At 76.5% G+C, this 10628-nt stretch carries 12 protein-coding genes; 9 read left to right on the top strand and 3 right to left on the bottom strand.

Annotated elements, in window-relative coordinates:
• The coding region (locus ACFVNO_RS22850) for a ClpX C4-type zinc finger protein (protein WP_355268522.1) at positions 1-268 on the bottom strand (268 nt) is incomplete at its 3' end.
• Between the two features lie 234 nt (positions 269-502).
• Between ACFVNO_RS22850 and ACFVNO_RS22845 the strand changes: the two genes are divergently transcribed.
• From ACFVNO_RS22845 to ACFVNO_RS22835, 3 genes are read left to right on the top strand one after another with little or no spacing between them, the layout of a single operon-like run.
• Entirely contained in the window at positions 503-1612 is a 1110-nt protein-coding gene (locus ACFVNO_RS22845; protein WP_378895553.1) for an ATP-binding protein, read from the top strand.
• Complete coding sequence (locus ACFVNO_RS22840) at positions 1609-2871, top strand: VWA-like domain-containing protein (RefSeq protein WP_378895551.1); 1263 nt, start codon at positions 1609-1611, stop codon at positions 2869-2871. Before ACFVNO_RS22845 ends, ACFVNO_RS22840 begins: the two co-directional genes overlap by 4 nt.
• Before the next feature lie 17 nt (positions 2872-2888).
• Positions 2889-3641, top strand: coding sequence for a hypothetical protein (locus ACFVNO_RS22835; protein ID WP_355268531.1), 753 nt, complete (start codon positions 2889-2891; stop codon positions 3639-3641).
• Between the two features lie 49 nt (positions 3642-3690).
• Here the strand turns inward: ACFVNO_RS22835 and ACFVNO_RS22830 are convergent, their stop codons facing one another.
• On the bottom strand, positions 3691-4779 hold the full coding sequence (locus ACFVNO_RS22830; RefSeq protein WP_355268534.1) for a TetR/AcrR family transcriptional regulator: 1089 nt from the start codon (positions 4777-4779) through the stop codon (positions 3691-3693).
• A 109-nt stretch (positions 4780-4888) separates the two neighbouring features.
• Here ACFVNO_RS22830 and ACFVNO_RS22825 point away from each other — a divergent pair, with 109 nt between their 5' ends.
• The 5 genes from ACFVNO_RS22825 (at position 4889) to ACFVNO_RS22805 (ending at position 8871) form a co-directional block, all read left to right on the top strand.
• Positions 4889-5848 (top strand): ATP-binding cassette domain-containing protein, encoded by a 960-nt coding sequence (locus ACFVNO_RS22825; RefSeq protein ID WP_378895548.1) that lies wholly within the window; start codon positions 4889-4891, stop codon positions 5846-5848.
• On the top strand, positions 5845-6675 hold the full coding sequence (locus tag ACFVNO_RS22820) for an ABC transporter permease (protein ID WP_378895546.1): 831 nt from the start codon (positions 5845-5847) through the stop codon (positions 6673-6675). The genes ACFVNO_RS22825 and ACFVNO_RS22820 overlap by 4 nt, the downstream gene beginning before the upstream one ends.
• Before the next feature lie 130 nt (positions 6676-6805).
• Entirely contained in the window at positions 6806-7792 is a 987-nt protein-coding gene (locus tag ACFVNO_RS22815) for an aldo/keto reductase (protein ID WP_355268543.1), read from the top strand.
• A gap of 154 nt (positions 7793-7946) precedes the next feature.
• The gene (locus ACFVNO_RS22810) at positions 7947-8312 is read left to right on the top strand and encodes a VOC family protein (RefSeq protein WP_378895544.1); all 366 of its coding nucleotides are present in this window, start codon (positions 7947-7949) and stop codon (positions 8310-8312) included.
• A 43-nt stretch (positions 8313-8355) separates the two neighbouring features.
• Positions 8356-8871: an SRPBCC domain-containing protein gene (locus ACFVNO_RS22805; RefSeq protein ID WP_355268549.1), complete on the top strand. Its 516-nt coding sequence runs from the start codon at positions 8356-8358 to the stop codon at positions 8869-8871.
• A 131-nt stretch (positions 8872-9002) separates the two neighbouring features.
• On the opposite strand, the gene ACFVNO_RS22800 is transcribed toward ACFVNO_RS22805, so the two are convergent.
• Positions 9003-9488, bottom strand: coding sequence for a MarR family transcriptional regulator (locus tag ACFVNO_RS22800; RefSeq protein ID WP_355268552.1), 486 nt, complete (start codon positions 9486-9488; stop codon positions 9003-9005).
• A 100-nt stretch (positions 9489-9588) separates the two neighbouring features.
• On the opposite strand from ACFVNO_RS22800, the gene ACFVNO_RS22795 reads away from it, so the two are divergent.
• A complete protein-coding gene (locus ACFVNO_RS22795) occupies positions 9589-10620 on the top strand; it encodes an LLM class flavin-dependent oxidoreductase (protein WP_220560112.1) in 1032 nt (343 codons plus the stop codon).
• The last annotated feature ends 8 nt before the right edge of the window (positions 10621-10628 follow it).

The following is a 10628-nucleotide window of genomic DNA, read 5'->3' as shown; positions in this document are numbered from 1 at the left end:
CCACCGACAACGCCTTCTTCGCCTGCTCCTGCCCGATCACATACGAATCCAGGAACTCGTAGATCTCCCGCGGCTTGGGCAACGCATCCCAGGAGTCCTCGGCGGGGAGGACGGCGTCCTCCTCCTCCATGATCTCGTTGCACAGGCCGACGCACTCGTCGCAGATGCAGATATGGCCGGGGCCCGCGATGAGCCTGCGGACCTCACTCTGGTCCTTGCCGCAGAACGAGCACTTGAGCAGGGGCCCGTCGGCACCGGTGCGTGTCACTGAACGTCTCCTCACGGGCTGGGGCGCAGGCCCCGTCGCGGGGGACGCCTCCGCCCTCCACGCTACCCCGGTTCGGAGACCGCGCAATCCAGCCGCCGGGGCCGTGAGCGGGGGCGCGGCCGCCCGACGGAAGTCAACCGGGGTTGACTTGTCCGGGGAGTCAACCTAAGTTGACTCATGTCGGGGCCGTCCGCGGCCCCCGCCACGCATTCGCACCCGGCCCCGGAGGACCCCGTGAAGGACACCGCCCGCACCCGCACCGCGCTCGCCCTGGCCGTGCGCGCGAACCTGCCGGTCCTGCTGTGGGGCGCCCCCGGCACCGGCAAGACCGCGTCCGTGCTCGCCCTGGGGCGCGAGCTGGACCTGCCCGTGGAGGTGGTCGTCGGCTCCGTCCGCGAGCCGGGGGACTTCTCCGGCCTGCCCGTGGTGCACGAGGGCGGCACCCGGTTCGCCCCGCCCCGCTGGGCCGAGCGGCTGGCCGCGGCCGGGGAGGGCCTGCTCTTCCTGGACGAGCTGACCACCGCGCCGCCCGCCGTGCAGGCCGCGATGCTGCGCGTCCTGCTGGAGCGCACCGTCGGCGACCTCGTGCTGCCCGCCGGGGTGCGGATCGTGGCCGCGGCCAACCCGCCCGGTCTGGCCGCCGACGGCTGGGAGCTGTCGGCCCCGCTGGCCAACCGCCTGGTCCACCTGGACCGGGAGGTGTCCGCCGCCGAGATCGCCGCGGGGTTCGCGCACGGGTTCCCCGCCTCCGGCGCCGCGGACGTGGTGGCGCCGGGCGCGGAGCAGGCCGCGGCGGCCCGCTCGGCGGTGGGGGCGTTCCTGCGGGTGCGCCCCGAGCTGGTGCTCGCCGTTCCCGGCGACCCGGCCGCCGCGGGCCGGGGATGGCCCAGCCCGCGCAGCTGGGAGGCGGCCGCGCTGGCGCTGGCCGCCGGACGGGCCAACCCCGGGGCACCGGAGGTGGAGGCGGCGGTGGCCGCCCTGGTGACGGGCGCGGTGGGCGAGGCCGCCGGGTTCGAAGTGCTGTCGTGGCTGCGCACCCTGGACCTGCCCTCGCCCGAGAGCCTCCTGGCCGACCCCGGCCTGCCGCTGCCGGACCGGGCCGACCGGCTGCACGCCCTGCTGGGCGCCCTGGTCGCCCACGTGGCGGCCGACGGCGGCGCCCCCGCGTGGGAGCGGGCCTGGGAGGTGGTCGCCCGCGTCTCCCGGGACGTGCCGGACGTGGCGGCCGCGGCGGCGCGCGACCTGGCGGCCCGCAGGCCGGCGGGGGCGGTCCCGCCCGCGGCGCTGCTGGAACTGGCCCCGGTGCTGCGCGCGGCCGGGCTCATGCCCGGGGAGGCGGCGTGAACGACCACGCGGCGCGGACCGCCGACCGGTTCGCCGCGGCCCGCCTGTGGGCGGCCGCCCAGGCGCCCTACCTGGCCCACGCCCTGTTCTCGCTCACCCCGGTCGTGCTGGAGCCGCGCCGGGACGAGGAGACCGGGGAGCCCGTCCCCGACCCCGACTTCCGCGCCTTTCCGACCGACCCGGGCTGGCGGGTCCACATCGACCCCGGGACCGCGCTGGCCGTGCCGGTGCGGGAGTTCGGGTGGTGGCTGCTGCACGGTGTGGGTCACCTGGTGCGCCGCCACGCCGACCGCGCCCCGGAGGGGGCCGCGGGTCCCGGCGATCCGGCGGCCCGGCGGTGGAACCGGGCCGCCGACGCCGAGGTCAACGACGACCTGGAGGCGGCCGGGCTGGAGGCCCCCGCCGGCGTGGTCTCGCCCCGGGCCCTGGGCCTGCCCCCGGGGCGGCTGGCCGAGGAGTACCTGTCGGAGATCGAGGTGCTGGACGAGGCACAGGCGCGCGGCGGACGGCCGGTGGCCGCGCTGGTGGACTGCGGCCGTTCGGCGGACGGACTGGCGAGGTCCTACGAGCTCCCCGGCGGCGGCGCCCTGTCCGATGTGGAACGCGCGGTGCTGGAAGCGGCGCTGGCCCGCGACATCGTCGCGCGGGCCGCCGCGCGCTCGGACGTCCCGGGCGGCTGGGAGCGCTGGGCGCGGGAGCGGATGCGGCCCGCGGTGGACTGGCGGGCCCGGCTGGGGGCGGTCCTGCGGCGCGGGGTGTACCACGGCGCGGGGCGGGTGGACTTCACCTACCGCAGGCCCGCGCGCAGGCAGGGGCCGCCGGGGCCGCACGGCCGGGTGCTGCTGCCCGCGACGGCCGCGCCCGTACCCGACGTGGCGGTCGTGGTGGACACCTCGGGCAGCGTCGGCGACGCGGTGCTGCGGCTGCTGGTGTCGGAGGCCGCCGGGGTGCTGGAGCGCGCCTGCGGCCGCCGGCGGCTGCGGGTGATCTGCTGCGACCGGCACGCCCACCCGGTGCAGACGGTGCGCCGGGTGGAGGAGGTGCGGCTGGTCGGCGGGGGCGGCACCGATCTGCGCGAGGGGATCGCCGCGGCCGCGGGCCTGCGCCCGGACCTGGTGCTGGTGCTCACGGACGGGGACACGCCGTGGCCGGACGCGCCGCCCCGGATGCCGGTGGTCGTCGGCCTGGTCGGCGGGGGCGCTGCTCCGGAACCGCCCGCGTGGGCGCACGTGGTGCCGCTGCCCGGGGACGTGGACTAGAAGAGAGGGGACATCCCGTGGAGACGTTGTCCGACCCCGACGGCCCGGAACGGCCGGAGGACCTGCACGAGTGGACCGCGCGCGGCTACGAGGTGGGCGAGGCCCGCCGGTGGATCGGCGCAGGGTTCGCGCTGGCCGACGCCGACCGGTGGCGGACCGCGGGGGTGTACCGGCCCGGCCCCGCCCTGTCCTGGCGTACGGCCGGGCTGACCCCGTACACGGTGCGGCCCCTGCTGCGGGCCGGGATGGCACCGCGGGAGGCGGTGCGCTGGCACGAGCTGGGGTACTCGCACGCGGAGGCGGCCGAGCGGCACCTGGCGGGCGAGCGCCCGCACCCGCGGAGCGCGGTGCGCCGGCTGCTGCGCCGGCTGCTGCGCGGTTCCCCGGCCCCCTCCCCGGAGGACGGGGGCGCCGAGGCGATGGGGGCGCTGCTGGCCGCCGGGATCGGTCCGGCCGCCGCGCGCCCCTTCGCCGACACCGGCTGGGCCGGGCCGGAAGCGGTGCCCTGGGCCCGGGCCGGGATCGACCCGGCGCGGGCGCTGATCCTGCGCGAGCTGGGGTTCACGGCCGCCGAGGCCCGCTCCCTCGGTGCCGACGCGGTGGAGCTGCTGCGCGCGTGGTGGGACGCGGGCGTCCCGCGCGGCGAGGTCGCCGCGTGGGCGGTGGCGGGGTTCGCCCCCGCCGAGGCCGCCCGCCTGCGCGCCCGCGGCGTGGACCCCGAACGCGCCCGCGTCCTGCGGGCCCTCGGCGGCGATACCGGGCGGGGGTGAGCGGCGCCTCCGGGGCGGCGGTCCCGGGCGGGGCCGCCGCCCCGGGCGGTCAGGACCCGGCCGGGGTGCGGGCGGCGGCCACGGCGTGGGCCGCGCCGCGGCCGGCGGCGCGGGCGGTGATCCGGCCGCCGCCGACGCGCACCGCGGCCTCGGTGTCCTCCGCCGCGGCCGTCCCGACCGCGGCCGCCACGGCGCCGGCGGCGTCCAGGACCAGCCGCGCCCGGGGGACGGCGCGGGCGGGGAAGGCCGCGGCCAGGTGGCGGTACAGGTCCGCCAGGAAGGCGTGCAGCAGCGGCCCGTGCTCGGCGGGGTCGTCGGTGGCCAGGACCGCGGTGACCGCGTCGGTGTCGGCTGCGGCGCGCAGCGCGTCCTCGACGGCCTCCAGGCGGCCCGGCCCCAGGACGGCCACCACGCCGTCGGCGCCGACCCCGACCCGCTCGCCGGTGGCCGGGTCGACCGCCTCGGGGGGCTCCCAGGGGTCGTCGGCGGGCTCGGCCGGGCCGATGTGGGCCAGGTGGGGCGGCTCGGGGTCGTCCAGGTCCAGCCCCGCCAGGTGCTCACAGGTCCGGATGACGGTGAAGGGGTCCACCGTGCCCGGGGCGACGGCGGCGGTGCGCTCGGCGCCGTGGAGCACGGTGAGGACGGCCCGCGCCTGCCGGACCCGGCGGCGGCCGTCACCGGCCAGGGCCTCCAGGGACAGGGCGAGCAGGACGGCCTCCACCCTGACCAGCTGCGCGAAGAGGCCGCGCACCGGGGCGTCGGAGAGCACTTCCGGGGTGAGCCCGGCCGCGGTGCCCAGCGGCTCGTCGGACCCGGTGAGCGGGACGCGGGCGAGCCGGGCCCGGGCGAAGGCCCCCAGCGCGGCCGCCGGGTCGGCGGGGCCGGGGGCGTCCGCGGGGGGCCGGGACGGGTCGCGGGCGGGGTCGGAGCGTTCGGCGGCGTCGGCCAGCACCGAGAAGTACAGGGCGCGCTTGCCCGGGAAGTTGGAGTACACCGCCCCGCGGGTGAGGTCGGCCCGGGCGGCGATGCCGTCGATCCTGGCGTCGTGGAACCCCCTCTCGGCGAACTCCTCCGCTGCGGCGGCCAGCACCCGCGCGCGGTTGCGGGCCTGCTGCTGCGCCCTCGTGAGCCGGACCATGCCCCTCCCCCGTGTCTGGTGGCGTCCACCCATCCTACGTTGAGATGCCCGCAGCATTCAGATACTCTCATCATCCGAATGTTGTCATCATCTGAAAGGAGGCGGAGCCGTGGAGGAACCCGCGTTCCAGGCCGAGGGCCTGGTCAAACGCTTCGGGAAGACCGTCGCCCTGGACGGCGTGGACCTGTCCGCCGCCCCGGGCACGGTGCTGGCCGTGCTCGGCCCCAACGGCGCGGGCAAGACCACCGCCGTGCGCATCCTGGCCACCCTCGCCCGCCCGGACGCGGGGAGCGCCCGCGTGGGCGGGTTCGACGTGGTGCGCGAGGCCGCCCGGGTGCGGCGGCTCATCGGCCTGGCCGGGCAGAGCGCCACCGTGGACGAGGAGCTCACCGGGCGGGGCAACCTGGAGCTCATCGGCCGCCTGCTCGACCTGCGCCGGGGCGCGGCCCGGGCCCGCGCCGCCGAACTGCTGGAGCGGTTCGGCCTGGCCGGGGACGCCGACCGGCCCGTCTCCGGCTACTCCGGCGGGATGCGGCGGCGGCTGGACCTGGCCGCGAGCCTGGTGGGTCGGCCCCGGGTGGTGTTCCTGGACGAGCCCACCACCGGGCTCGACCCGGGGCGGCGCGAGGAGCTGTGGCGGATGGTCCGCGAGGTCACCGCCGAGGGGGCGACGGTGCTGCTGACCACGCAGTACCTGGAGGAGGCCGACGCGCTGGCCGATGACGTCCGCATCATCGACCGCGGCAGGGTGATCGCCCAGGGCACGCCCGCCGAGCTCAAGCGCGTGGTGGGCGGCCAGGCGGTGTCCGTGCGCCCGGGCGGCCCGGACCACATGGACGCGGCCGCCGCGGTCCTGGCCTCCGTCACCGGCCGCGCCCCCGAGCGGACCGGGCGGACCGCCCTGTCTGCGCCCGTGGAGGACGCCGACACCGCCTGGCGGGTGGCCGAGGGGCTGCGCGCCCGGAACGTGCCCGTGATCGAGTTCTCCCTGCACCTGCCGAGCCTGGACGAGGTGTTCTTCGCCCTGACCGGGGACGCCCGCCACCGGGACGAGGAGCCCGCCGCATGAACACCCCTTCCCTCACCCCTTCGGCCGTCCCTCCGGCGGCCGCGCCCACCGCGGCACCCCCGCGGCCCGGCGCCCTGGTCCGGCACAGCCTGCTGCTGGCCCGGCGCGGCCTGGCCCGGTCCGTCCGCGACCCGGGGGCGATCGTCAACGGGGTCGTCACCCCGTCGCTGTTCATGGTGCTGTTCGTGTACCTCTTCGGCGGTTCGGTGTCCGGGTCCACCGGCGACTACCTCCAGTACCTCTTCCCCGGGGTGCTGGTGATGGGCGCGGGCCTGTCGGGGATGCTCGCCAGCGGGGTGAGCATCAACGTCGACCGCCGCAAGGGCGTGTACGACCGGTTCCGCAGCCTGCCCATCGGGCGCTCCGCCCCGCTGTGGGGGTCGGTGCTGGCGGACGTGGTGCGGTACGCGCTGGCGGTGGCGCTGCTGTTCGCGATCGGGGCCCTCCTGGGGTTCCGGGTCACCACCGACGCCGGCTCGGCGCTGGCGGCGGCCGCGCTGGCCATGGGGTTCGGGTTCGCGCTGAGCTGGGTGACGGTGTTCCTGGGCGTGCTGGTGCGCGGCGAGGGGACCGTGCTGGCGATCGCGTTCGTCGCGTTCCTGCCGCTGCTGCTGGGCACCAGCCTGGCCGCGCCGGTGGACACCCTGCCGGACTGGCTGCGGGCCTGGGCGGAGGTCAACCCGGTGACCCGGGTGATGGACGCCTGCCGGGCGCTGCTCACCGGCACCCCGGCCGGGTCGTCGATCGCCGCCTCCCTGGCCTGGTCCGCGGGACTGGTGGCGGTGTTCTGCCCGCTGGCGGTGGCCGCCCACGGCCGCGAGCGCTGAAGGCGCTCGGACCGGCCGCCTCCTCGCGCCGGGTGACATCGGCCCGGGGGCTTGACCTGGAGTGCGCTCCAGGTCGCAGACTCCTGTTCCAGGGCCCGCGGAGAGCGGGCCGCGAACGGGAGGAACCCCCATGCGTCAGCGCACCATCGGCACCGGCCCCGACACCCGGCGCGAGGTGAGCGCCCTCGCCCTGGGCACCATGCTCATGGGAACGCGCACCGACGAGAAGACGTCCTTCGCCATCCTGGACCGCTACGCCGAGGCCGGCGGCACCTTCCTGGACACCTCGAACAACTACGCGTTCTGGGAGAACGGGGACCAGGGCGGCCAGAGCGAGGAGCTGATCGGCCGCTGGCGGCGCAGCCGAGGCGTCGGCGACGAGCTCTTCATCGCCACCAAGCTCGGCGCCCGCCCGCTCGCCCCGGGGACGAGCTACACCGACAACGCCGAGGGGCTGTCGGCCCGGACCATCCGCGAATCCTCCGAGGCCAGCCGCGAGCGCCTGGGCCTGGAGCGGATCGACCTGCTGTACGCGCACATCGAGGACCGGGGCACGCCGCTGGAGGAGACCGTCGAGGGCTTCGCCGAGCTGGTGAAGGAGGGCTCGGTGGGGATGCTGGGGGTGAGCAACCACTCCGTCTGGCGTGTGGAGCGCGCCCGCGCCCTGGCCGCCGCCGCGGGCCTGCCCGGCTACGAGGTGCTCCAGTACCAGCACAGCTACCTGCGGCCGCGCACCGACATCGGCGACCCGCTGTGCCGGTACGGCAACATCGGCGGCGCGGGCCCGGACCTGCTCACCTACCTGGAGGCCGAGCCGGGCCTGACCCTGGTCGCCTACACCCCGCTGCTCAGCGGCGCCTACACCCGCGCCGACAAGCCGCTGCCCCGCGACTACGACCACCCGGGCACCGCGGCCCGGCTCGCGGTCCTGGGGGAGGTCGCGGCCGAGACCGGCGCCACCCCCAACCAGGTGGTCCTGGCCTGGCAGATCGGCCACGAGCTGCCCGTCATCCCGCTGGTGGGCGCCTCCTCCGTGGAGCAGCTGGAGGAGAGCCTGGGCGCCCTCGACCTGGAACTCACCGAGGACCAGCGCGCCCGCCTCGACGCCGCCGCCTGAACCGGCCCCGGGCGGGACCGCGGCGCCGGTCCCGGCCCGGTCGGCGACACTCCGTTCCCCCGGGAATCCTTCGAATGGATGTACGAAGAATGTTAGTTTGAAGACACGGAGCCCGGCTCCGCCCCCCGACGAACCGAACGGAAACGAGGCACCCATGGCCGACGGCCTGAAGCCCGCCCTGGTGATCGTCGACCTTCCGGTCAGGGACCTCCAGGCGGCCACCGCCTGGTACACCCGTGTCCTGGGGCACGGCCCGTCCGGCGAGCCCTCCCCCACCGACGTCGAGTTCGACCTGCGCGACGGGGTGAGCCTGCTGCTGACCACGGGCGACGAGGACGCCGAACGGGCCGGGGCCAAGGTCCTGCTCGGGGTCGGGGACCTGGACGCCGAGCGGAGCCGCCTCGCGGACGCGGGCATCGGGACCGGCGAGCGCCAGGAGATCGAGGGCGCGCTGGCCTGGTCCGACTTCGAGAGCCCGGAGGGCCACCTCCTCGGGCTGGTCCAGCAGCTCGGGCGGTAGGGACCGAGGCGTTCCGAGAACACGCGACACCGGGGAGGAAGCAATGGACACCGACGAGCGGGCCGCCGCCGTGCGCCGGACGGACGACGGCTGGGAGCTGCGCTTCCGGCGCGGGTTCGCGCACGGCCGCCCGAAGGTCTGGGAGGCGATCACCGAGTCCGGGCACCTCGCCCACTGGCTGCCCTGCGACATCGTCGGCGAGCGCCGCGCGGGGGCCGCGATCGAGCTGCCCTTCTGGCCGACGGGGGCCGGGGAGGAGGACGACGCCCCCCTGCACGGCGAGATCCGGGTGTGGGATCCGCCGTCGGTGTTCGAGTGGACCTGGGACGGCGACGTCCTGCGGTGGGAGGCGGCGGAGGCCGACGGGGGGACGCTGCTGACGTTCACCACCCTGCTCGGTCCCGACCCCGACGCGGCCGCGCGCACCGCCACCGGGTACCACGTCTGCCTGGAGTACCTGGAGGCGCTCCTGGACACCGGCACCACCGACCACGTGGTGGAACCCGACCCCGCCCCGCTGCGGAAACTCTACGGCGGGGCCGTCGCGGCGGCGGGCTGAACCGGGCCGTCCGCTCCCCGGGGCCGACGGCCCCGGGGAGCGGACGCGTTCCCGCCACCTCCCGTGCCCCGCCCCCCGGCGGGAGGCGGCGGCCCTGGCGCACGCGCCCTCCCGCCCGGCCGCAGAAGGGGTTAGGCGGGGCGCGCGTCCAGGTGGGCGCGCAGGGCGCGGGCGATCTCCCCGGCGGCGGCGACCTGCTCCGGGGTGAGGGCGTCGACGAAGAGCTCGCGGACGGCGGTCAGGTGCGGGACGGTCGCACCGTGGAAGGCCCTCGCCCCCTCCTCCTCCAGGACGATCTCGGCGCCCCGGTTGTCCACCGCGCAGTCCTCTCTGCGGATCAGCCCGCGCCGCTCCATGCGCTTGAGGTGGTGGGACAGGCGACTGCGCTCCCACTCGACGGCGTCGGCCAGCTCCGAGGAGCGCAGCCGCCCGCCCTCGGCCTCGGAGAGGGCGAGCAGGACCCGGTAGTCGGACGGCGAGAGCCCCGTCTCGTTCTGCAGGCGCGCGGACAGCTCGGCGCGCAGGGCGTCCGAGGTCTCGGTGAACACGCGCCAGTCGCGCAGCTCCTCGCGGGTGGGCAGGCGCCTGCGCCGCCGCACCGGTGTGTCGTCGCTCATCCACGGCCTCCTTATTGACACGTCAATCATATGATCGCATAATTGACGCGTCAATCAAGATGCGGCCGGGGGCCGAAGCCTCCCGCCGAGGAGGAGAACCATGTCTGACCTGCTGTTCGGACTCGACACCTTCGGCGACGTCCCCGAGGACGGCAACGGGGAACCGCTCTCCTACGGGGCGGCCATCCGCCAGGTCGTCGACGAGGCCGTGCTGGCCGACGAGATCGGCGTCGACGCGATCGCCCTGGGCGAGCACCACCGGCCCGAGTACGCCATCTCCACACCGGAGACCGTGCTGGCCGGGATCGCCGGGCGCACCTCCCGGATCAGGCTCGGCTCCGGCGTGACCGTGCTCAGCTCCGACGACCCGGTGCGGGTCTTCCAGCGCTTCGCCACCGTGGACGCCCTGTCGCAGGGGCGGGCCGAGGTCATCCTGGGCCGCGGCTCGTTCACCGAGTCCTTCCCGCTGTTCGGCTACGACCTGCGCGACTACGACGCGCTGTTCGAGGAGAAGCTCGACCTCTTCGTCAAGCTGCTCGACGAGAAGCCGGTGACCTGGAGCGGCACCGTCCGCGCGCCCCTGGAGAACGCCGACGTGTTCCCCAAGACCGAGTCCGGGAGGCTGCCCACCTGGGTCGGCGTCGGCGGGTCCCCGCAGTCGGTCATCCGCACCGCGCGGCACGGGCTGCCGCTGATGCTGGCCATCATCGGCGGGTCCCCGACCCGGTTCAAGCCCTACACCGAGCTGTACGAGCGCGCCGCGGCGCAGTTCGGCACCCCCGCCCACCCGGTGGGGATGCACTCGCCCGGGTTCATCGCCGACACCGACGAGCAGGCCAGGGAGATCTTCTACCCGCGGTACAAGGTCATCCGCGACCGGATCGGCGCCCAGCGCGGCTGGCCGCCGCTGCGCCCGGAGGAGTTCGAGTCCGAGATCGCCCACGGGTCGATGTACGTCGGCTCGCCAGAGACCGTGGCCCGCAAGGTGGCCGCGGCCGTCCGGGCCCTGGGCGTGGGCCGGTTCGACCTGATCTACTCCTCCGGGTCCACCCCGGCGAAGGACCGCATGCGCGCGGTCGAGCTGTACGGGACCCGGGTCATCCCGATGGTCCGCGACATCCTCGCAGGCTGAGAGGCGGA

The sequence above is a fragment of the Nocardiopsis sp. NPDC057823 genome (genome assembly GCF_042797335.1).
GTDB lineage: Bacteria > Actinomycetota > Actinomycetes > Streptosporangiales > Streptosporangiaceae > Nocardiopsis > Nocardiopsis changdeensis.
Note: the sequence above shows the minus strand (reverse complement) of the source record. Positions and strands in the feature narration are given on the sequence as shown.